The 22828-nt window shown below is 68.4% G+C and carries 11 protein-coding genes; 5 read left to right on the top strand and 6 right to left on the bottom strand.

The annotated features are described in order from the left end of the window. Window positions 1–37: 37 nt before the first annotated feature. From gnd to H570_RS0106695, 3 genes are all read right to left on the bottom strand, one after another. Complete coding sequence (gene gnd, locus H570_RS0106685; protein WP_027080071.1) at window positions 38–943, bottom strand: phosphogluconate dehydrogenase (NAD(+)-dependent, decarboxylating); 906 nt, start codon at window positions 941–943, stop codon at window positions 38–40. Window positions 944–1044: 101 nt separating this feature from the next. After that, complete coding sequence (locus H570_RS0106690) at window positions 1045–2544, bottom strand: mercuric reductase (protein WP_051176181.1); 1500 nt, start codon at window positions 2542–2544, stop codon at window positions 1045–1047. Beyond that, window positions 2544–3938 (bottom strand): glucoamylase family protein, encoded by a 1395-nt coding sequence (locus H570_RS0106695; protein WP_245559554.1) that lies wholly within the window; start codon window positions 3936–3938, stop codon window positions 2544–2546. The genes H570_RS0106690 and H570_RS0106695 overlap by 1 nt, the downstream gene beginning before the upstream one ends. A gap of 107 nt (window positions 3939–4045) precedes the next feature. Here H570_RS0106695 and H570_RS0106700 point away from each other — a divergent pair, with 107 nt between their 5' ends. The 3 genes from H570_RS0106700 to H570_RS0106710 all read left to right on the top strand — a co-directional run bounded on the left by H570_RS0106700 (window position 4046) and on the right by H570_RS0106710 (window position 17282). Further along, window positions 4046–7963: a GH36-type glycosyl hydrolase domain-containing protein gene (locus H570_RS0106700; protein WP_027080074.1), complete on the top strand. Its 3918-nt coding sequence runs from the start codon at window positions 4046–4048 to the stop codon at window positions 7961–7963. Between the two features lie 154 nt (window positions 7964–8117). Then, window positions 8118–16706 carry a GH36-type glycosyl hydrolase domain-containing protein gene (locus H570_RS16675; RefSeq protein ID WP_156899880.1) on the top strand — a complete coding sequence of 2863 codons (8589 nt, stop codon included), beginning with the start codon at window positions 8118–8120 and terminating at the stop codon, window positions 16704–16706. A gap of 144 nt (window positions 16707–16850) precedes the next feature. After that, window positions 16851–17282 carry a hypothetical protein gene (locus H570_RS0106710; protein ID WP_027080075.1) on the top strand — a complete coding sequence of 144 codons (432 nt, stop codon included), beginning with the start codon at window positions 16851–16853 and terminating at the stop codon, window positions 17280–17282. A gap of 63 nt (window positions 17283–17345) precedes the next feature. Here the strand turns inward: H570_RS0106710 and H570_RS0106715 are convergent, their stop codons facing one another. From H570_RS0106715 to H570_RS0106725, 3 genes are all read right to left on the bottom strand, one after another. After that, complete coding sequence (locus H570_RS0106715) at window positions 17346–17633, bottom strand: hypothetical protein (protein ID WP_156899874.1); 288 nt, start codon at window positions 17631–17633, stop codon at window positions 17346–17348. A 534-nt stretch (window positions 17634–18167) separates the two neighbouring features. After that, window positions 18168–18794, bottom strand: coding sequence for an SEC-C domain-containing protein (locus H570_RS16680; protein ID WP_027080077.1), 627 nt, complete (start codon window positions 18792–18794; stop codon window positions 18168–18170). Between the two features lie 42 nt (window positions 18795–18836). Further along, window positions 18837–19889: a DNA-binding protein gene (locus tag H570_RS0106725; protein WP_027080078.1), complete on the bottom strand. Its 1053-nt coding sequence runs from the start codon at window positions 19887–19889 to the stop codon at window positions 18837–18839. Window positions 19890–20163: 274 nt separating this feature from the next. Here H570_RS0106725 and H570_RS0106730 point away from each other — a divergent pair, with 274 nt between their 5' ends. Further along, a complete protein-coding gene (locus H570_RS0106730; protein WP_017354989.1) occupies window positions 20164–21744 on the top strand; it encodes an ATP-dependent nuclease in 1581 nt (526 codons plus the stop codon). Further along, the gene (locus H570_RS0106735) at window positions 21722–22819 is read left to right on the top strand and encodes a UvrD-helicase domain-containing protein (protein WP_017354990.1); all 1098 of its coding nucleotides are present in this window, start codon (window positions 21722–21724) and stop codon (window positions 22817–22819) included. Before H570_RS0106730 ends, H570_RS0106735 begins: the two co-directional genes overlap by 23 nt. The last annotated feature ends 9 nt before the right edge of the window (window positions 22820–22828 follow it).

Here is a 22828-nt window from a genome sequence, read left to right on the forward strand (position 1 = left end):
TACGGATGTCATTGGGCGCGTCGGCGCGGGCGCGCCGCTACTCCTTCTTCATCGCATGCCCGCCGAACTCGTTTCGCATCGCCGACAGCAGCTTGTCGGCGAACGAGTCGCTGTCGCGCGAGCGCAGGCGTTCGATCAGTGACTGGGTGATCACCGGCGCGGGCACGTCGAGGTCGATCGCTTCGGCCACGGTCCAGCGGCCTTCGCCGGAGTCGGGCACGAACGGCGCGATGCCATCCATCGTCGGGTTCTTGCCCAGCGCGTCGGCGGTCAGGTCGAGCAGCCACGAGCGCACCACGCTGCCGTGGCGCCAGATTTCCGCGATCTGGTGCAGGTCGAGGCCGAAGTCGGTCTTGTGGCCGAGGATCGAGAAGCCTTCCGCATAGGCCTGCATCAGGCCGTACTCGATGCCGTTGTGGACCATCTTGGTGAAGTGCCCGGACCCCACCGGCCCGACGTGGCCCCAACCCAGGTCCTTGCCCGGCGCCAGCGTCTCGAACAGCGGGCGCAGGCGATCGACCACCGCGGCGTCGCCGCCCACCATCATGCTGTAGCCCTCGGCCAGCCCCCAGACGCCGCCGCTGGTGCCGCAGTCTGCGTAGTGCAGCCCCTTGCCGGCGACGGATTTCGCGCGATCCAGCGTGTCCTTGTAGTTGGAGTTGCCGCCGTCGACGATCGTGTCGCCCGGCGCCAGCAGCTTCGCCAGCGCGTCGACCGTGCCGCCGGTGATGTCACCGGCCGGCACCATCATCCAGACTGTACGCGGCGCCGGCAGCTTGCCGACCAGTTCTTCCAGCGACGCAGCCGATTCCGCGCCGAACGCTTCCACGCGCGAGCGCGCGTCGGGGTTCGGATCAAACCCGACCACGCGATGACCGCCGCGCACCAGGCGCTGCGCCATGTTCGCGCCCATCTTGCCCAAACCGATCATGCCCAGTTCCATGTGCGTTCCTCTGTCTGCAATCGAAGTCGTGAAGCCGATGCTGCGTGGAGCCGATTCTGCACCCGGCGCGGGGATGCCGCGCCGGCTGCCTGCCATGTCCGTCATTCATTCCGCGGTGACACCGGGTGCTCCCGGCACCAGGCGCGGGCCGCCGCACCGATCGCGGACGACTCGGTGGGATAGGGATGGATCACCCGCGCCAGTCCGCGCACGCCGATCCCGTTGACCATCGCCTGGGTGACCTGTCCGATCAGCTCGCCGGCGCAGCGCGAGACGATCGTCGCGCCCAGGATGCGGTCCGAACCGTCGGCGACGTGGAGCTTGATGAAGCCGACGTCGTCACCGTCGAGCACCGCGCGGTCCACCACGTGCAGCGGGATCGTGCTGGTCGAGACGGCGATGCCGCGGCGCATCGCCTCGCGCACATAGAGGCCGACGTGCGCGATCTCCGGGTCGGTGTAGGTGCACCAGGGGATGACGAGGTCGCTCAACACGTGCTTTTCGCCGCGCAGCGCATTGGCGGCCGCCATGCGGCCGGTGGCCTCGGCGACATGGGTGAAGCGGTGTGCCATGCAGGCGTCGCCGGCGGCGTAGATCGCGGGATTGTCGGTGCGCAAGTGCTCGTCGACGCGGATGCCGTGCACGGCGTCGTGGCGCACGCCGGCCGCGTCCAGGCCCATGTCGTCGACGCGCGGCACCCGGCCGGTGCCCACCAGCAGCGCGTCGGCGGCCACGCTGGTCACGTAGTCGTCGCTGCGCAGGTCGGCGCGGATCTCGCCATCGACGCGGCGCACCGCGGTCACCTCGGTGTTCAGCCGCACCTCGATCCCGTCGCGCGCGAACGCCACCGACAGGATCTGCGCGGCGTCGCGCTCCTCATGCGGCAGGAACAGCGGCATGTGCTGGACGATGATCACGCTGCTGCCGAAACGGCGGAACACCTGCGCCAGCTCGCAGCCCAGCGGGCCGCCGCCGATGACCAGCATCCGCCGCGGCAGCGCGTCGATGCCGAAGATGGTCTCGTTGTTGAAGTAGCCCACGTCGCGCAGGCCGGGAATGTCCGGCACGTCGGGCTCGGCGCCGGTGGCGATCACGGCCTTGTCGAAGCGCAGCCGCACCCCGTCGAGATCGAGCCGGTCCGGCGCCTTGAACATCGCATGGCCGAAGAACAGGTCGATGCCGGCTTCCATCAGCATCCGCGGCGAGGTCGCGCGGCTCAGGCGTGCGCGCAGCTGCAGCACGCGCTCCATCGCGGCGTGGAAATCCACCTCGACTTGCTGCGGCGCGGCGGCACCGTAGCGCCGGGCATCGCGCATCTGCGCGTAGGCGCGGGCGGTGCGGACCAGCGCCTTGGACGGCTCGCAGCCGAAGTTGAGCCGGTCGCCGCCGAGCAGGTCGCGCTCGACCAGCGCCACGCGCACGCCGCTGTCGGCAGCCTCGCGCGCCGCCGCCAGTCCCGCGGCACCGGCGCCCACCACCACCAGCCCGTAGCGGTCCGCGGGCACGGGGTTTCGCCACGGCGTGGGGCGAATGTTGTCGCGAAGCTCGTCGCGGACGGCCGGGTCGACGACGATGCCGGAGCCGGAATCCCGACGATGCATCAGGCCTGCTCCCCGTTGCGCGCGGCCGTATCCAGCCAGCCGCCGTCGAAGCCCGCGCGGTGCAGGCCTTCAACGATCCAGCGGCAGCCGCGCATCAGCTTCCACGGCAGCCCGGTGCGGTGGTTCTCGATCATCATCACGATGATTCCCTGGTCCAGTCCGAACAGGCCCGGCGACACCCAAGCGCGCCCGCTGCGATCACGCAGGTCGGCGTTGAAGCCGCTGGTGAAGGCGTGCTCGTGGACGATCCCGGGATGGCGCTCGCACATCGTGCGGATCGCCGCCAGCGCCAGTTCCGGCTCGAACGGCAGGCTGGCCAGCACCGCCGGCGGCGACAGGGTGCCGTCGTCGGGGCCGTAGGGCACGCCGCGCGCGGCGTAGCCGAACAGGTGGCGCGGTTCGGCATCGGCGCCTTGCACTTCGTCGCTGGGTCCTTCGCAGGCGCTGAATCCCCAGCAATCCTCGTCGTAGCCGGCATGGCCGCGCGGGTTGATGCACGCATAGGCGCGCTGCACGTGGACGGCGCGGCGGCTGTTCTCGAAGTAGTCGCACTGCTTGGCACGCATGAAGCGGTCACGGATGCCGCGAAAGTCGATCCACGCGTGCGAGAACTGGTGGATGAACAGCGGCCCCGCGTACAGGAATTCCTGGCCGTAGAGGTTCTCCCACTGGTAGGTACTGGTCCAGGCGCGGTAGCAGTCGTCGCCGATCGGGTGGGTGGGCGAGCCCAGCGCGAGCACGTACAGCACGATCGCCTCGCTGTAGCCCTCCCATCCGTAGTGGAGGAAGCCGCATTCGGGCTTCCAGCCCTGCATGATCGTGCTGCCGCCGTCCTGCGACCAGCGCCAGTCGACGCGCCGGTACAGCTGGTCGGCGATCTGGCGAAGTTCTTCCTCGGCGGGAGTGTCGGCGTCGAAGTAGCGGCTGGCCGCCAGCGCGCCGACGACCAGCAGCGCGGTGTCGATCATCGACAGCTCGCAGCGCCAAACGCGGGTGCCCGCATCGCGGTCGAGGAAGTGGAAGTAGAACCCCTTGTAGCCGGTGGCGCCGTCGCTGCCGTCCTGGTTGCTGTCGCGGAAGAAGCGCAGCGCGGCGGCGCAATGCTCGATCGCTTCCGCACGGTCGATCCAGCCGCGCTCCACCGCGACCGGGTACGACGACAGGGCAAACCCGACCACCGCGATGCTGACCGGCGAGCCGGCGCGCGAGGTGTCGAAGAACAGGCCGTTGGCGGGATTGCGGTTGCGCGGGAAGTAGTCGAAGGCGGCCCGCTGCCAGGCGTCGAGCTGCGCGTCATCGGTCACGCCGGGCAACGACTGCACGTCGTCGGCGTCGATGGCCGCGGCGTGCGCCACGGTCGCCGCCGCCGCGCTGTTGTGGATCGTCTTCGGCACCTTGACGCGCAGTGTAGGCGGCAGTTCGTTAGCTCGCCATGATGTTGACCTGGCCATTACCGCCGACGTGTCATAAAGAGCGGTCGCCCGACAGGAATCCAGATCCCATGCACGATCATGCTTCCGGGAGCACGCCTCCTTCGGCCTGCCGCCAGGCACCGCGGCTGCAGCTGCTTTCGAACGGCCGCCACGGCGTGATGCTGACCGCGGCCGGCGCCGGTTACACGCAGTGGGGGAACTGCGCGATCACGCGCTGGCGCGCCGATCCGACCTGCGATGATCGCGGCTGCTGGCTGTACCTGCGCGACGTCGACGACGGCGCGACCTGGTCGGCGGGACTGCAGCCGGTCGGCGGCGCGCCCGACGCGTATGAGGCTTCATTCGATGCGGGTCGTGCTTGCATCCGGCGCCGCGACGGCGACATCGAAACCACGACCGAAGTGCTGGTCGCGGGCGATGGCGACGCCGACGTGCGGCGCATCACCCTGCACAACCGGGGTGACCGCGAACGCACCATCGAAGTGACCAGCTACGCCGAACTGGTGCTGGCTCCGGCGCCGGGCGATGCGGCGCATCCCGCGTTCTCGAAGATGTTCGTGCGCACGCAGTGGCTGGCCGAACGGGAACTGCTGCTGGCCGCGCGCCGGGTGCGCAGCCCGGGCGACCCGTCCGCATGCGCCGCGCAGTGGCTCGACGTCGAGGGCGGAACCGGCGACGAACCGCAGTGGGAAACCGACCGCGCGCGCTTCATCGGCCGCGGCGGCGACCAGCGCAGCCCCGCAGCGTTGTCGATGCCGAGGTTGTCGGGAACCGTCGGCACCGTGCTCGACCCCGTGTTCTGCCTGCGCCGCCGCGTGCGCATCGCGGCGGGCGGATCGGCGACGCTGCAGCTGTGGACGGTGGCGGCCGGATCGCGCGACGCGGTGCTGGCGCTCGCCGACCGGTACCGCGGCGCTGACGCCTTCGCGCACGCATCGCAAAGCGCATCGCGACATGCGCGGGAGCTGCAGGCCAGGCTCGACATCGACGACGCGCAGGCGCAGCGCTTCCAGCGGCTCGCATCCGCGCTGCTGTACGCGGATCCGGCGCTGCGCGCCGCTCCCGACGCGCTCGCGGCGGGGCAGGGCGGCGCACCGACGCTGTGGGCCGGCGGCGTTTCCGGTGATCGCCCCATCGTGCTGCTTCGGATCGAAAGCGACGCGGGCCTGGCACTGGCGGACGACCTGCTGATCGCCGGCGCGTACTGGCAAGCGCATGGCGTGGACGCCGACCTGGTGGCGCTTGTCGATGCGGGCGACGGAGATTCGGCCGCGTGCCAGGCCGCGTTGCAGGCGCGCTTCGACGCGCACGCCAGGCGGTTTCCGCCTCCGGACGGCAAGCCGAACCTGTTCGCCCTGCGCGCCGACCAGGCCACGCCGACGCTGCTGGCGGGCCTGGCGACGGCCGCTGCGATCGTCATCGACCAGCGCGGCGGCATGCTGGCCGAACAGGGTGATGCGCTGTCTGCCGAAGCAGGTGCGCAACCGGCCAGGGACGCGAATGATGCCGTCGCCGCGCGCGGCGGCATTGAACCGATCACGCAGGACGCGCCTGCCGACGCCATCGAGGACACCCTCGAGTTCTTCAACGGCCACGGCGGCTTCGCCGACGACGGCCGCGAGTACGTGACGGTCATCCGCAACGGCGTGCTGCCGCCGATGCCGTGGCTCAACGTGGTCGCCAATCCCGATTTCGGCTTCACCGCCACCGAGGCCGGCGGCGGCTATGCGTGGTCGCAGAACAGCCAGCGCAACCCGATCACGCCGTGGGCCAACGATCCGGTCTCCGACCCGCCACAGGAAGTGCTGTACGTGCGCGACGAGGACGACGGCCGGCTGTTCACCGCCACCGCGCTGCCGCGCTGCGGCGATGGCGGCGAGTACGTCGTGCGCCACGGCCACGGTTACAGCCGCTTCCAGCACGCGGGGCACGGAATCGAACTCGACCTGCTGCAGTACGTGCCGGTCGACGACGGCCTGAAGATCTCGCGGCTGCGGCTGCGCAACCGCTCCGGGCGCGCGCGCAGGCTGTCGGTCACCGCGTTCGTGCAGTGGGCGCTGGGGCCGAACGGCACCCGGCCGGCGCCCTTCGTCACCACGTCACTGGATGCGGGCACCGGCGCGCTGTTCGCCGGCAATGCCTGGCGCGCGGAGTTCGGCGAGCGCGTCGCCTTCATCGACCTGCGCGGACGCCAGTCCTCGCACGGCGGCGATCGCTGCGACTTCATCGGCCCGCACGGTGACCTCGCTTCACCCGCCGCGTTGCGCACCAATGCGCCGCTGGCCGGCCGCACCGGCGCCGGCCTCGACCCCTGCGGCGCGCTGCAGGCCCGCATCGAGCTGCCCGCAGGCGGCGAGGACGAGATCGTGCTGCTGCTTGGCGACGCAGCCGACGCCGAAGCCGCACGCAAGCTGGTGCGCCGCTACCGCGATGCCGACCTGGACGCCGTGCTGGAGGCCGCCACGCGGCAGTGGGACGACATCCTCGGCACCGTGCAGGTGCGCACGCCGGACCGTGCGATGGACCTGCTGCTCAACCGCTGGCTGCTGTACCAGGCGCTGTGCTGCCGGGTGTGGGCGCGCACCGCCTATTACCAGGCCAGCGGAGCGTATGGTTTCCGCGACCAGCTGCAGGACGTGATGGCGACCTGCATCGCCAGGCCGGACGAAACCCGAGCGCAGCTGCTGCGCGCAGCCGGCCGCCAGTTCGAGCAGGGCGACGTGCAGCACTGGTGGCTGCCGCCCGGCGGCGACGGCATCCGCACGCGCATGACCGACGACCGCCTGTGGCTGCCGTTCGTCGCCTGCCATTACATGGACGCCACCGGCGACACCGCGCTGCTCGACACGCGCCAGCCCTTCATCGAAGGGCCGCAGGTCGAACCCGGCGCGCACGAGGCCTACTACCGGCCGACCATCGCCGCCACCGATGCCAGCTTCTACGAACACTGCGCGCGCGCGATCGACGTCAGCCTCACGCTTGGCGCGCACGACCTGCCGCTGTTCGGCACCGGCGACTGGAACGACGGCATGAACCGGGTCGGCGAGCAGGGCAGGGGCGAGAGTTCGTGGCTGGGCTGGTTCCTGTGCGCCACCATCGACGCCTTCGCGCCGCATGCGAAGGCCCGCGGCGAACATGACCGCGCGGCGCGCTGGGAACAGGTGGCCAGGACGGTGCGCATCGGGCTGGATGCGGGCGGCTGGGACGGGCAGTGGTACCGCCGCGGCTACTACGACGACGGCACGCCGCTGGGTTCGCATGAAAGCGAAGAGTGCCGCATCGACGCCATCGCGCAGTCGTGGAGCGTGATCGCCGGCGGCGGTGATCCCAAACACGCAAGGTCGGCGATGGAGCAGGTCGACCGCCAGCTGATCCTGCGCAATGAGAGAATCGCCCCGCTGTTCACGCCGCCGCTGCAGCACACTTCGCACGACCCGGGCTACATCAAGGCCTATCCGCCGGGCCTGCGCGAGAACGGCGGCCAGTACACGCACGGCTCGCAGTGGTCGATCTTCGCGTTCTCGAAGCTGGGCGACGGCGACCGCGCGTTCGAACTGTTCTCGCTGATCAATCCGGTCCACCACGCCGCAACGCCGGACGGCGTGGCGCGCTACCAGGTCGAACCCTACGTGGCGGCCGCCGACGTGTACTCGGTCGAACCGCACGTCGGCCGCAGCGGCTGGACCTGGTACACCGGCTCCGGCGCATGGCTCTACCGGGCCGGACTGGAGGCGATCCTCGGCTTCCACCTGCAGGGCGAGCAGTTGCTGCTTGACCCGTGCATTCCCCGGGACTGGCCCGGCTTCTCGATCGAGTACCGCCACGGCGGCAGCCGTTACCTGATCGAGGTCGCCAACCCGCACCGCGCCTGCCGCGGCATCGCGAGCTGCGAACTCGACGGCCGCGCGCTCGACGTCGGCCCGTGCCTGGTGCCGCTGCGCGACGACGGCGCCGTGCACCGCGTTGCCATCGGACTCGGCCGCTGATGCAGCCGGCCCGCGCGTGATCCCGCCCCGCAAGCGCCCAGGCGAAACCGCCCGCCAGTGGCTGGCGCGCCGCGCCGCGCGCCAGGCGCACGCGGCGACGGCCACCGGCCCGCACGAGCTGCCGCTGCGTGCGCAGCTGTTCAGCGCCGAGCAGATGGAACGCCACGGCCGGGTGCTGGCGCAGGCGCACAAGCTCAGCGGTCGCCACAGCGCCGACCTGCTGCTGGCGCGGCTGAGTGCGAACGAGACGGTGATCGAACGCGCCAGCCGGCTGCTCGGTGACGCCGCGCATGCCAAGCGCCGCCTGACCCCAGCCGGCGACTGGCTGCTCGACAACCTCTACCTGATCGAGGAACAGGTCAGGATCGCGCGCCGCCACCTGCCCAAGGGCTACAGCCGCGAACTGCCGCGCCTGGAGGGCGGTCCGTCCGACCAGCTGCCGCGGGTCTACGACATCGCGCTCAACGCGATCTCGCATGGCGACGGCCGCGTCGACGTCGAGAGCCTGGGCCGCTTCATCAGTGCGTACCAGTCGGTCACGCCGCTCACGCTCGGTGAGCTGTGGGCGATCCCGATCATGCTGCGGCTGGCGCTGATCGAGAACCTGCGCCGAGTCAGCGCGCAGGTGACCGCCGGTCGCATCGACCGCGACCTCGCCGACATGTGGGCGGATCGTTTCGGCGCGATCGCCGAGTCCGACCCCAAGAGCGTGGTGCTGGTGATCGCGGACATGGCACGCGCCCAGCCGCCGCCGAGCAGCGCCTTCGTCGCCGAGATCGTCCGCCGCCTGCAGGGGCAGGGCGCGGCGCTGAGCCTGCCGCTGACCTGGATCGAGCAGTGGCTGGCCGACCGGGAGCAGGGCATCGCGCCGCTGGTGCAGGCGGAGAGCCGGCAGCAGGCCGCCGACCAGGTGTCGATCAGCAACAGCATCGGCAGCCTGCGGCTGCTGTCGATGACCGACTGGCGCGACTTCGTCGAGGCCATGAGCGTGGTCGAGGCGACGCTGCGCGACGACCCGGACGGCACCTACGGCCGGATGGATTTCGCCACCCGCGACCGCTACCGCCACGTCGTCGAGCGCATCGCGCGGCGCGGAAAACTCAAGGAACACGAGGTCGCGAGCGCCGCGCTGCAGCTGGCGCGCGATGCCGACGTGCAGGACGGCACCGGCGACATCGCCCACCATGTCGGCTACTACCTCGTCGACGCAGGGCTGCCGCGCCTGGAGGATGCACTCGGGTTGCGGCGCGGGCTGCTGGCCGCCCTGCGCAGCGGGCCGGCGCACTTCCCGCTGCCGGCCTACATCCTGCCGATCGCGGCGGTGGTGACGCTGTTCACCGCCGGGCTGATGGGCGATGCGCGCGAGATCCTCGACCAGCGCGACGTACTGTACCTGGTCGGCGTGCTGGCGGTGATCGCCTTCAGCGAACTGGGCGTGGTGCTGGTGAACTGGTTCGCCACCATCCTGACCGTGCCGCGCGCATTGCCGCGACTGGATTACTCCGACGGCATCCCGCCCGACGCACGCACGCTGGTTGTGGTGCCGAGCATGATCGGCGATGTCGAGTCGGTGCATGCGCTGGCCGACGCGCTGGAGGTGCGGTTCCTCGCCAATCGCGACGGTAACCTGCGCTTCGCGCTGCTGACCGACTTCCTCGATGCCGATGCGGAAGTGCTTCCGGGCGACGCCGCCGTGCTTGACGAGGCGAGGCACGCGATCGAGGCGCTGAATGCACGCCACGCCGGCGGTTACGACATCTTCTTCCTGCTGCACCGGCCGCGGACCTGGAACCCGCGCGAACGCACGTGGATGGGACGCGAGCGCAAGCGCGGCAAGCTCGCGGCGCTCAACGCCTTCCTGCGAGACGGCAGCCCGGCGGCCTTCTCCAGCATCGTCGGCGACGCGCAGGCGCTGCAGGGCGTGCGCTACGTGATCACGCTCGACACCGATACCCGGCTGCCGCACGATGCCGCGCGCGAAATGGTCGGTACGCTGGCCCATCCGCTCAACCGCGCCCGGCTGGATCCTTCGCGGCGCGTGGTGTCGGGTGGCTACGGCATCCTGCAGCCGCGCGTGGGCGCCAGCATGGGCGGCGAGCGTCGCTCCTGGTATGCGCGCCTATACGGCAGCGAGCCGGGCATCGATCCGTACACGCGCACGGTGTCGGACGTCTACCAGGACCTGTTCGGCGAAGGCTCGTTCGTCGGCAAGGGCATCTACGACCTGGCCGCGTTCGAACGCACGCTGGCCGATCGCTTCCCCGACAACCAGATCCTCAGCCACGACCTGCTCGAGGGCTGCTACGCACGCGCCGGGCTGGTCAGCGACGTGCAGCTGTACGAGGACTATCCCGACCGCTATGCGCTGGACGTCAAGCGTCGCCACCGCTGGATCCGCGGCGACTGGCAGCTGCTGCCCTGGCTGCTGCCGTGGGTACCGACGGGCGGCGGCCGCGGGCAGCGCAATCCGCTGTCATGGCTCTCGCGCGGCAAGCTGCTCGACAACCTGCGCCGCAGCCTGGTGCCGGCGGCGACCACCACGCTGTTCGTGCTTGGCTGGCTGCTCGCGCCGCACGCGCTCGGATGGACGATGTGGGTGCTGTCGACGCTGCTGGTGGCGCCGCTGGTGGCCGCCCTGACTGCGCTGTTCGACAAGCCTCGCGAACTGCCGTGGCGGGCACACCTGCAGCATCGCGCGCAGGCGGCCGGGCGCGACCTGGCGCGGATTGCGCTGGGCGCTGCGTTCCTGCCGTACGAGGCGTTCTACAGCCTCGATGCGATCGCGCGCACGCTGTGGCGGATGCTGGTCTCGCGCCGGCGGATGCTGCAGTGGAGCCCGTCGAGCCTGGTGGAGAAGACGCTGGGCAGCGGCCTGGCGGCGTCGCTGCGCGAGATGTGGTTCGCGCCGCTGTTAGCGATCGCGGTCGCGTTTGCGCTGGCACGCCTGCATCCGGCGTCGCTGCCGGTCGCCGCGCCGCTGCTGGCGCTGTGGCTGCTGTCGCCGTGGCTGGCCTGGTGGACCGGGAAGCCGCGCGCGCGCAGGGTCGAGCGACTGTCGGCAAGGCAGGGCGCGTTCCTCGGCCGCCTGTCGCGGCGCACCTGGGCGTTCTTCGAGGATTTCGTCACCGAAGCCGACCATTGGCTGCCGCCGGACAACATCCAGGAGCATCCCTCCCTGATGGTCGCGCGGCGCACCTCGCCGACCAACATCGGCCTTGCCTTGCTCGCCAACCTGTCCGCGCACGACTTCGGCTACCTGCAGGGCGAGGGCATGGCCGAACGCATCGCGTCGACGCTGGGCACGCTGGAGTCGCTGCCGCGGCACCGAGGCCACTTCTACAACTGGTACGACACCGAAACCCTGCATCCGCTGCCGCCGCTATACATCTCCACCGTCGACAGCGGCAACCTCGCCGGGCACCTGCTGACGCTGCGCCAGGGATTGCTGGCGCAAGCCGACGTGCCGATCCTTGCGCCCGCCACCTGGCAGGGCCTGCGCGACACGCTGGGCGTGCTGGAGGAAGCCGGCGGCAACTTGCCGGATGCATTTGGACGAAAGCTCGACGCCCTGCTGCCTGCACCGCCAACGACCTGCGCCGAAGCATCGCTGGCGCTGGCCGAACTCACCGCGCTGGCGCAGCCCGCTGCCGGCCCTGGCGCTTCCGCGGAAGCGGAGCGCGACGCGGATGCGGCAACCGACGCCGCCTACTGGCTGCGCAAGCTCCTCGACCAGTGCCACGCAGCGGCGGCCGCGCTGGCCTGGCTCCCGCAGGCACGCGCGGCGGCACCGGTACCCACGCTGCGCGAACTCGCCGGCGCCGCATCGGGCGAGGTGCAGGAGCAGGCACGCGAACGCATCGCTGGGTTCGAGCGCCTCGCGCACGTTGCCGGGCAGTGCGCGCAGATGGAGCTGGACTTCCTCTACGACCGCGGCCGGCACCTGCTCACCATCGGCCACAACGTCGAGGAGCACCGCAGCGATCCGGGCTACTACGACCTGCTGGCCTCCGAGGCGCGCCTGTGCAGCTTCATCGGCATCGCCCGCGGCCAGCTGCCGCAGGATGCCTGGTTCGCGCTGGGCAGGCTGCTGACCGACGTCGATGGCGACCCGGCGCTGCTGTCGTGGAGCGGATCGATGTTCGAGTACCTGATGCCGCAGCTGGTGATGCCCAGCTACGAAGGCTCGCTGCTCGACCAGACCGCGAAGGCGACGGTGGCGCGGCAGATCGAATACGGCCACCAGCGCGACGTGCCGTGGGGCATGTCCGAATCCGGCTACAACACCGTCGATGCGCGCATGAACTACCAGTACCGTGCGTTCGGCGTGCCCGGCCTGGGCCTGCGGCGCGGCCTGGCGCAGGACCTGGTGATCGCGCCCTACGCCAGCATGATGGCGCTGATGGTGGCGCCGGCCGACGCCTGCAGGAACCTGCAGCGCATGGTCCACGAGGGTTTTTCCGGCCGCTACGGCATGTACGAGGCGATCGACTACACCCCGGCGCGGCTGCCGCGCGGGCAGTCACGCGCACTGGTGCGCTCGTTCATGGCACATCACCAGGGCATGGGCCTGCTGGCGCTGGACTACCTGCTGCACAACCAGCCGATGCAGCGCCGCTTCCTCGCCGATCCCGAGTTCCAGGCCACCGTGCTGCTGCTGCAGGAGCGCATCCCGCGCACCGGCGCTTTCCATCCCAACACTGCCGAAGTGGAGGGCGCGGCGATCGCCCCCGATGCCACCGAAACCCGCCTGCGCATCTTCCGCAACGCATCCTCGCCGCGGCCGGCGGTGCAGATGCTGTCCAACGGCCGCTACCACCTCATGCTCACCAGCGCCGGCAGCGGCTACAGCCGCCTGCACGACATGGCGGTGACCCGCTGGCGCGAGGATGGCACGCGCGACCCGTGGGGCAGCTGGTGCTACCTGCGCGACGTGGACAGCGGCGGATTCTGGTCGGCGTCCTACCAGCCCACGGCGGTCGAGGTCCCGGGTTACGAGGCGATCTTCTCCGATGCCAAGGCCGAGTTCCGCGGCCGCCAGCACGGCTTCGAGACCCACCTGGAAATCGCGATCTCACCCGAGGACGACATCGAACTGCGTCGCCTGCACATCACCAACCAGTCGCGCAGCGCACGCAGCATCGAGATCACCACGTACGCCGAGGTGGTGCTCGCATCCGCGATCTCCGACGAGCTGCACCCGGCCTTCAGCAACCTGTTCGTGCAAACCGAACTGGTGCCCGAGCGGCAGGCGATCCTGTGCACGCGCCGGGCCCGCGCCCAGGGCGAGGTGCCACCGTGGATGTTCCACCTCGTGGCCGTGCACGACGCCGACGTCGACGCGATCTCGTACGAAACCGACCGCTCGCGCTTCATCGGTCGTGGTCGCGACGCGCGCGCGCCACGTGCCCTGGTCGAACCCGGCGCGCTGTCGGGCAGCCAGGGCTCGGTACTCGATCCGATCGTCGCGATCCGCAGCCGCATCACGCTGGCGCCATACCAGGCCGCGACCATCGACATGGTCAGCGGCGTGGGTGCCGCGCGCGAGGATTGCACCGCGCTGGTCGACAAGTACCGCGACCGGCGCCTGGCCGACCGCGTGTTCGACCTGGCGTGGACCCACAGCCAGGTGGTACGGCGGCAGATCAACGCCTCGCAGGCCGATGCGCAGCTGTACGAGCGACTGGCCGGGCTGGTGCTGTACGCAAACCCGGCGCTGCGCGCGGAGCAGGCGCTGCTGCTGCAGAACCGCCGCGGCCAGTCGGGGCTCTGGGGGCAGGCGATCTCGGGCGACCACCCAATCGTGCTGGTGCAGATCGCCGACGCCGAGCACATCGAACTGGTCCGGCAGATGGTGCAGGCCTACGCCTACTGGCGGCTCAAGGGCCTGACCACCGACCTGGTGATCTGGAACGACGAGCAGGGCGGCTACCGCCAGCAGCTGCAGGACCAGATCATGGGCCTGATCTCGGCGGGCGTGGAAGCCAACGTGATCGACCGCCCCGGCGGTATCTTCGTGCGCCCCGCGCACCAGCTGCCGCAGGAGGATCGGATCCTGCTGCAATCGGTGGCCCGCGTGATCGTGAGCGATGCGCATGGCACGCTGGCCGAGCAGGTCGGGCGCCGGCCGCCGCCGGAAGCCGCCGTGCCGCCGCTGCAGCCGCAGCCGACGCAGTACGAACTGATGGCGCTGCCCACGCACGACGGGAACGCCGGTGCCGGACGCAATGGCGACGCGGTGGCAACGGACCCGTGGCCGTTCGACCCGGTGGCGATGCCGCTGCGCGAGGGCAACGGCATCGGCGCCTTCTCCGCAGACGGCCGCGAGTACGTGATCGACCTGCAGCCGGGGCAGGCGACACCGGCGCCGTGGTCCAACGTGCTGGCCAACCCGCAGTTCGGCTGCGTGGCCAGCGAATCGAACACCGGCTACACGTGGGCGGAGAACGCGCACGAGTTCCGCCTCACGCCCTGGCACGACGACCCGGTGTGCGACGCCAATGGCGAGGCCTTCTACCTGCGTGACGAACAGACCGGGCGGTTCTGGTCGCCGACGCCGCTGCCCTGCGGCGACGAAGGCACGTATCGCGTGCGCCACGGCTTCGGCTACAGCGTCTACGAACACGAGCGCGACGGCATCGCCAGCGAACTGTGGGTGTACGTCGCGCGCGAGGCGGCGGTGAAGTTCAGCGTGCTGCGGGTGCGCAACACCGGCGAGCGCACGCGCCGGCTCAGTGCAACCGGCTATGTCGAATGGATCCTCGGCGACCTCCACGCGCGCACGCAGATGCACGTGGTCACCGAGCCTGAACCCGTGCGCGAGAGCGGCGCGGTGCTGGCGCGCAACGCCTACAACACCGAGTTCGGCGGGCGGGTCGCGTTCTTTGATGCCGACATCGATGCCGGCGACTGGCACGGTGGAGATGCGCGCCGCAGCATCAGTGGCGACCGTGGCGAGTTCATCGGCCGCAACGGCAGCCTGCGCAAGCCGGCGGCGATGGCGCGCGAGCGCCTGTCCGGACGGATCGGCGCTGGCCTCGACCCCTGCGCGGCGATCCAGGTCGCGCTGGACCTCGCGCCCGGGCAGTCGCGCGAGGTCGTGTTCCGCCTCGGCGCCGGTCGTTCGCATGCCGACGCCATTGCAGTCGCGCGCCAGGCCCGCGGCCAAGACGCGGCGTGGGACGCGCTCGATGAAGTCCGCATCGGCTGGCTGCGAACGCTCGGCGCGGTGCAGGTGGAAACGCCGGAGCCGGCCGTGGACCTGCTCGCCAACGGCTGGCTGCTGTACCAGACCATCGGCTGCCGCTATTTCGCGCGCAGCGGCTATTACCAGTCCGGCGGCGCGTTCGGCTTCCGCGACCAGCTGCAGGACACGATGGCGATGCTGCACGCCGAGCCGAAGCTCGCGCGCAACCACCTGCTGCTGTGCGCCGAACACCAGTTCATCGACGGCGACGTGCAGCACTGGTGGCATCCACCGCTCGACCGTGGCGTGCGCACCCGCTGTTCCGACGACTACCTGTGGCTGCCGCTGGCGACCAGCCGCTATGTCGAGGCCACCGGCGACCGCGACGTGCTCAACGAACGCCTGACCTATGTAGAGGGCCGCCAGGTCGACCCGGACGAGGAGTCGTACTACGACCTGCCGTCACGCTCCGGGCTGCGCGAGACGCTGTACCAGCACTGCGTGCGCGCCCTGCAGCGCGCACTGGACCACTTCGGCGAACGCGGCCTGCCGCTGATCGGCACCGGCGACTGGAACGACGGCATGAACCGGGTGGGGGAGGGCGGCCGTGGCGAGAGCGTATGGCTGGGCTTCTTCCTGTACGACGTGCTCAACCGTTTCCATGCGCTGGCGCGCGACCGCGGCGACCTGCTGTTCGCCGAGCGCTGCGTCGACCGTGCCACGCAGCTGCGCCAGGCGCTGGAAGCGCAGGCATGGGATGGTGCCTGGTATCGGCGCGCGTGGTTCGACAACGGCGCGCCGCTGGGTTCGACCGAAAGCGACGAGTGCAACATCGACTCGATTTCGCAAAGCTGGTCGGTGCTTTCAGGCGCCGCCGACCCGATGCGTGCACGCCAGGCGATGGAGTCGCTCGACCAGCACCTGGTGCGACGCGACGCGGGACTGGTGCAGTTGCTGGACCCGCCGTTCGACAAGACCTCGCAGGATCCCGGCTACATCCGCGGCTACGTGCCCGGCGTACGCGAGAACGGCGGCCAGTACACCCACGCCGCGGTGTGGGCGACGATGGCCTTCGCCGAACTTGGCGACCACGCGCGCGCGTGGGAACTGTTCCGCATGATCAACCCGATCCATCACGGCGATACCGCCGAGCGCGTCGCCACGTACAAGGTCGAGCCCTACGTAGTGGCGGCCGACGTCTACGCGGTCGAACCGCACGTCGGCCGCGGTGGCTGGACCTGGTACACCGGCTCGGCCGGCTGGATGTATCGGCTGGTGATCGAATCATTGCTTGGCCTGCGGCTGGAGGGCGGCACCCTACGGCTGTCGCCGTGCATCCCGCCCGACTGGCCCGGCTACGCCATCCGCTACCGCTACCGCGACACGGTGTACCGCATCCAGGTACACCGCGGCGCAGGGCAGGGCGCGCCACCACGGCTGCTGGTGGACGGCGTCGAACAGCCGGGGCTGGCGATTCCGCTTCGCGACGACTACGCCCGGCACTCGGTCGAACTGTGGCTGGCGGATGCCGCGGATCGCCCAGCGCCCCGGCTGTTGTAGACACCCAGCAAACTGAAGACCTCCGGGAACCCTACGCGGACGCGCGCATTTCCCCGACGCGGCAACGCCACGGATCCCGCTTTCCCCGAGTCGCGCATTCATCGATCCTGTGCACGATCGAAACAAGACCAGGGAAGGTCACCGGTGCGAAAGAACTACTTGCTGTTGCTGCTCCTGCTGGGCGCCTGCTTCTGCGCGCAGTCACAGACCGTCCACCAGTGCAGCGGGCAGGGCGGCACGACCGCTTACCGCAGCGGGGCCTGTCTGGCGGGCGAACGGCTCGTGGATGTGCGCGAGATGGAAGTTGAAGCCACCACGCCCGCGGCACCCGGCGCCGGTCCGGCCGTCGCCGCCGGCGAGAACGGATCATCACGCGCATCGCGACCACGACACGCACGACATGCGCGCAGCACGCGCAACTCGAGGCACGCCGGCTCGAAACGTCGCAAAGCCACCGTCGACCCATGCACCCGGGAAAAGCGCGCACGCGATGACTTCCAGCGGAAGCGCGGGATCAAGGTGACCATGGAGCAGCTTTCCCGCTGGAACCACCGCGTCTACGACGCTTGCAAGTAGGTCCGCAATGCCCGCGGGTACGCAGTCGTACGGCAGCCCTCATTCGCTGCGGCGCGGCTACCTTCAGGCAATGTCAGTGAACGATTCCCGCGCCGGCAGGGTCACGGTCGCCAGTGTCTGCCGTGGAAGGATCCGCAGGATCCGTTTGCGTGATCGTTCGTCCCAAAGAATGCCGCTGAGCCGACGCACGGAGATTCGGTCAGCCTCGGACGAGGTCAGGTCTTTACCGGCCATGCGCCAGTCGACCCACGGGCCATAGAGCGGCGTCTTGTTGTAGACCACGCGCTCGTGGTGAGCTTCCGGATGCTCCACTTGGCAATGCAGGCAGACGACAGGACGATGTTTTGGCATGGACGTTCCTCCAGGGCGTCATTCGGCTCCCCGTATTTTACATAATATGCATTATGCGAAATGATGGAGATGGCCGAAGGGGCCTCCCCCAAGGCCGAAACGGCAGGTTCTTCGTCGCTGTTCGTGATTGCCTCCGAGGAAACGCCCCGTCACCAGCCAACACCCACTCATTTGCCGACCAACAATCGCCCGCGATTTGTACGTCCGCCGATAAAACGCCCGGACGGACGAAGAACCACCGACAACTCGCCCGAAGTTTCTCAGCAGTTCGCGGATCGTCGCCGCCGCGTTGGCGAACCGGGCCTGTCTACGCTCTGGCCCAGCAGGCCGGCCGGTCGCCGGCACCGACTACAACATGCCTGTAATTTCTTGAACGCTACGAAAAGGTACCCGGGTGTCGACTGCGGTTGAGGGTTGGCAGGGAATCGTTACGAACACGGCCAGATCTTCGCTAACCGATTGATGGATCGGTGAATTCGACCCTCGGCGAACTTCCAGGCTCGGCCCTCCCCAGTCCGACCAGGGGCACCACCGTCAACGACGGAAAAATGCTTCTACTTGCGCGCCATGGCAGCGCTTGTACTTGGTGCCGCTGCCACACAGGCACGGCGCATGCTCGCGCAATCCCGCACCGAGTGACTGGCCCAAGAAATCCCTCGCCTGCAGCAGGGGCTGGATTTCATTGGCGGGCACGCTGACCTCGCCATACTGGGATGATCGTTCGCCGCGGTTCATCACCTGGACAATCGCTTCGGACATCTGGATGAAGTGCTTGATCAGCAGGTCATCGCGTAATGGCATGCGGACGTTGTCGATAGCCAGGCCCTCATAGCGTCTTCGCGCATCCGGCACGAAGAGAATGCGCCTTTCGCCTTCAGGCTTTGGCGTGATGTCGACCATTTCCCCTGCGGGACTGACCCACACGGCATGGAATTCTGCCTCGACCAGCACGTGCGGCCATTCCCACAGCTGCCACCCGCACAGCATCTGACCACCGTCGCGCGCGACCTTGGCCTGCACGTTGAGAAAGCACTCGTGCACGATCGCGTCGGCTTCCGGCTGTACATCGAGATAGACCGGTTCTGCGCCGTGCACGACGGAATCGGTCAAGCGCCGCACGGCACGGGAGATTTCCGGGGGTGTCGTGGTGACTACGCTCATGCCAAAGCTCCTTGCGATCGTGGCGGATGTTCCGTTCCTAGGCTATGACCCCGGCGTCTCTTCCGATGAGATCCGCTTGGCGCCTTTGCCGCCGGCACTGGATGGCTGCAGCTGGGCAAGCAGCGGCTCCAAGGTGCTCAGGCGCACAGTGGCGCGCAGCGTCTCCGCCTCGGCGTGCTCGCGTCGTTCGCGCTCTTGGACCAGCTCGGTCCGGGCTTGCGCGAGCTCTTGTCGAGCCACTTCCAAGGCCTGAGTGTCTTGGCTCCAGCGCACCTGCAACGCCTGGTATTCGGCCGCCGTCAGGCGCAGCGTATCGAGCTCACCCTGTTGCGTCTGGGTGGTCTGGCGCAACTGCGCCACCTCCCTTTCCAACCGCGTGTGGCGTTCCAGCCACTGGCCGTTCTCTCGGTTGAGCTGCACCAGATCGTGGTTCTTGGCGGTCAACGCCTCGTTGGCCTGCCGCAGGGCAACCTGCAGTTCCTGCACCTGGTGCTCATGCCGACGCTGCTCTTGCTCGCGCTGGTCTTTGACCGAGGTGCGGTAGTGCTCAAGGGCTTCCCTGGCATGCTCGTGCTTCTGCTCCAAGGAGCGTGCGTGGCTTTCGTGCTCTGCCAGCCGCGCCGTGAGGCCCGCAATGCGTTCCTGCAGTTGTGCCAGCTCGGTGGTGCGGCTGGCCACCTCATCCTTGGCGGCTTCGCCCGCCTCGCGTTCTGTCTGCAGAGCTGTCTCGGTGCGCTGAAGCTGCGCGCTGAGATTGCCGGCCTCCTGCCGGGCCTGTTCCAAGGCCTGGGTGCGCTCGTGCAGCTCGGCCTGGAACCGTTCCTGTGCCTGCGCGACCATCGTTTCGGCCTCGGCATGCAGCCGCTCGGCCAGGCGAGCCACCAGGTCCTGCAGGGCGTCGCTGACCGCGATCTTGGCGCCCACGCCTTGCCCTTCCTCCTCTTCCAGCTCCTTCAGGTAGCGGTGGATGGTTGTCTTGGACCCGGTATTGCCCAGTGCCACGCGTACCGCGTCCACCGAGGGGTTCTTGCCTTCGGCCCGGAGACTGTCCCGGGCGCGTTGCACATCGCTTTTGTACAAGCCAGAACGCGCCATTCGCCCTCTCCCGTGTATTTCGTAATGTATTACATACCATGTAATTACATACTACTCAACGGCCGGACAGACCCGGCCGGGGGCATCAGCTTCAGGCGGGATAATATTGAATTATCCCGCGTAACCAGCGTTTCGGCCATTTCAAGTCGTCAAAACAGTACGAAACCGCCCAAGGCTGGCGATCCCTGGGTAGTTTGGCCCAGAGCGGAAAGGAGGCCAGCCGGGGTGCAAGCAGGCGCCGCCACCGAACTCGTTGGCCATCAAAGGACTGTGCATGCCGATCGAACGTATCGTCATCGACAATTTCAAGTCGTTTCGCCATCTGGACCTGCCCCTCAACGCCCACATGAACCTGGTGGTGGGCGACAACGAGGTCGGTAAGTCCACCCTGCTGGAGGCCATCCACGTGGTGGTCACCGGGCAACTGCATGGGCGCAATCTCGCCTACGAGCTCACGCCCTACCTGTTCCACCAGCCCGCGGTGCAGGAATATCTGGCGACCCTTGCTGCAGGCACGCCGGCTTCGCCGCCACGGATCTCCATCGAAGCCTATCTGGGCGCAGATGTCGCGCTGGCGTCGTTGCGCGGCACCAACAACTCCCTGCGCTTGGATACCGCCGGCATCCGGCTGCTGGTCGAGCTCAACGACGACTACCGCGAGGAGTTCAACGCCTACCTGCAGCAGCACCAGGGTGCGGTCAGCCTGCCGGTGGAGTACTACACGGTGCGCTGGTATTCCTTCGCCAACAATGGCGTCACCGCTCGCAGCATTCCGTTCGATTCGACCATCATCGACACTCACGGCATCAAGACCTTGTCCGGTGCCGATCGCTATATCGCCGGCATCATCGATCAGGCACTGACGCCTGCGCAGCGCGTCTCGCTGTCGTTGAGCTTCCGCCGCATGCGGCAGAGTTTTTCCGAAGAGGCGGACGTGGCGGCCATCAATGCGTACCTGACCGAGCACACCGGGGACATCAGCCACCGGGCGCTGACGGTGGGTGTGGACACATCGCCGCGCTCAACATGGGAAACCAGCTTGTCACCTTACCTGGATGAGCTCCCGTTCACCCAGGCCGGCAAGGGTGAGCAAAGCGCGGTGAAGATGAAGCTGGCGATGCACGCGGCCGGCGCTGCCCACGTGCTGCTGATCGAGGAGCCGGAGAACCATCTGTCCTATTCCAGCATGACCCAGCTGATCGACAAGATTGCGGCCCTCTCCACCGCCCAGCAGGTGATCATCGCCACCCACAGCAGCTTCGTGTTGAATAAGCTGGGCGTGGACAACGTGATCCTGTTCAGCGCGCAGGGCCAGATGAAGCTGGACCAGCTGCCGAGCGATACCCATGACTATTTCATGAAGCTGCCGGGCCACGACACGCTGCGATTGATCCTGGCCAAGCAGGCGATCCTGGTGGAAGGCCCTTCCGACGAGCTGATCGTGCAGCGCGCCTACAGCGACCACCATGGCGTGGCGCCGATGGCTCGCGGCGTAGACATCATTTCGGTCAAGTCGCTGGCATTCAAGCGCTTCTTGCAGATTGCAGATCGGCTGAAAATCCAGGCCAAGGTGATCACCGACAATGATGGCGATATCGCCGTTGTGCAGGAGCGCTATGCCGAACACATCAACGCGATCTATTACGATTCCGACGAAAGCGCCCCATCGCTGGAAGAGCAGCTGATCAAAGCCAACTCGCTGGCCGAACTCAATACCGTGCTGGGCAAGACGTTTGCCGATGAGGTGGCGCTGCTCAAGTACATGAAGGGCCATAAGACCGATACGGCCCTGGCGATCTTCAACAGCCCGCACTCGATCAGGTTCCCGGACTATGTCCAGCGCGCCATCACCTAACCGGGTCCTGCTTTCGGCGGCCGGCTCGGGCAAGACCACCTTGCTGGTCCGGCAGGCCCTGGAGCGGCCTGGGCGTCGCATCGCGATTGTCACCTACACGCTGGAGAATCTAGAAGAGATCCGGCGCTCGTTTGAGGTCCACGCCGGTGCGGTCCCCGTGCATGTCACTTTGCACAGCTGGTATGGCTTCCTGCTGTGCCAGTGCATCCGCCCGTACCAGGCAGCGCTTTGCCCTGAGCCTCGCATCGAGACCATCCTGTTCGTAGAAGGTGTCACCAATAACAGGGCCCCACGCACCCAGGTGGCGCGCCACTACTTGGCAGGCAACCGGATGTATTCGGACCGGGCGGCCGATTTCGCTGTGCGCTGCGATGAGCTCACCCAAGGTCAGGTCATGGCACGCCTGGCGGCCATGTACGACGAGCTCTACATCGACGAAGTTCAGGACCTCGCCGGCTTTGATCTGGATCTGGTCGAGCGGCTGTTGAAGAGCGGCATTGCCATCACGTTGGTGGGTGATACGCGGCAGGCGACGTATGCCACCAACTATGCTCAAAGGCACAGCCAGTATCGTGGACCCAATCTGGCAGCGCTGTTTCAGATTTGGGAGGCGGACGGCTTATGCCAGCTGGATCACCGCCTCATCAGCCTTCGCTGCGTCCAGGCCCTGTGCGATATGGCGGACACGCTCTATCCGCAGATGCCGCGAACCCAATCAGGCAATGGCGAGGTCACCGGGCACGATGGCATCTACCTCGTCGCTCCAGCGGATGTTGAAGCGTACATGCAGGAGTTTGCGCCCACCGTGCTCCGGCATGACCGGCGGCAAGCGTGCGACGGACTACCGGCCGTGAACTTTGGGCAGTGCAAGGGCCGCACCTACAGCCGGGTCCTCATCTTTCCGAACGGCCCGCTGACACAGTACCTGCGCACGGCAGATGCAGCGCGTATCACCGCCCCACCAAAGTACTACGTGGCCTTCACCCGGGCGCGGCAAAGCGTGGCCTTTGTGTATGCCGGCGCGTGCGCGTTGCCGGGTTATCAGCTCTATGCGCCCGCCAACGCAGACGCATAGAGCCACGGG

The organism is Luteimonas mephitis DSM 12574, from assembly GCF_000422305.1.
Classification (GTDB): Bacteria; Pseudomonadota; Gammaproteobacteria; order Xanthomonadales; family Xanthomonadaceae; genus Luteimonas; species Luteimonas mephitis.

Bases quoted from the DNA above. Each gene is read 5' to 3' on its own strand.
- H570_RS0106715 (WP_156899874.1), bottom strand. From the start codon at position 17,633: ATGCCAAAACATCGTCCTGTCGTCTGCCTGCATTGCCAAGTGGAGCAT.
- H570_RS0106730 (WP_017354989.1), top strand. From the start codon at position 20,164: ATGCCGATCGAACGTATCGTCATCGACAATTTCAAGTCGTTTCGCCAT.
- H570_RS0106690 (WP_051176181.1), bottom strand. From the start codon at position 2,544: ATGCATCGTCGGGATTCCGGCTCCGGCATCGTCGTCGACCCGGCCGTC.
- H570_RS16680 (WP_027080077.1), bottom strand. From the start codon at position 18,794: ATGAGCGTAGTCACCACGACACCCCCGGAAATCTCCCGTGCCGTGCGG.
- H570_RS0106735 (WP_017354990.1), top strand. From the start codon at position 21,722: ATGTCCAGCGCGCCATCACCTAACCGGGTCCTGCTTTCGGCGGCCGGC.
- H570_RS0106725 (WP_027080078.1), bottom strand. From the start codon at position 19,889: ATGGCGCGTTCTGGCTTGTACAAAAGCGATGTGCAACGCGCCCGGGAC.
- gnd (WP_027080071.1), bottom strand. From the start codon at position 943: ATGGAACTGGGCATGATCGGTTTGGGCAAGATGGGCGCGAACATGGCG.
- H570_RS16675 (WP_156899880.1), top strand. From the start codon at position 8,118: ATGGAACGCCACGGCCGGGTGCTGGCGCAGGCGCACAAGCTCAGCGGT.
- H570_RS0106700 (WP_027080074.1), top strand. From the start codon at position 4,046: ATGCACGATCATGCTTCCGGGAGCACGCCTCCTTCGGCCTGCCGCCAG.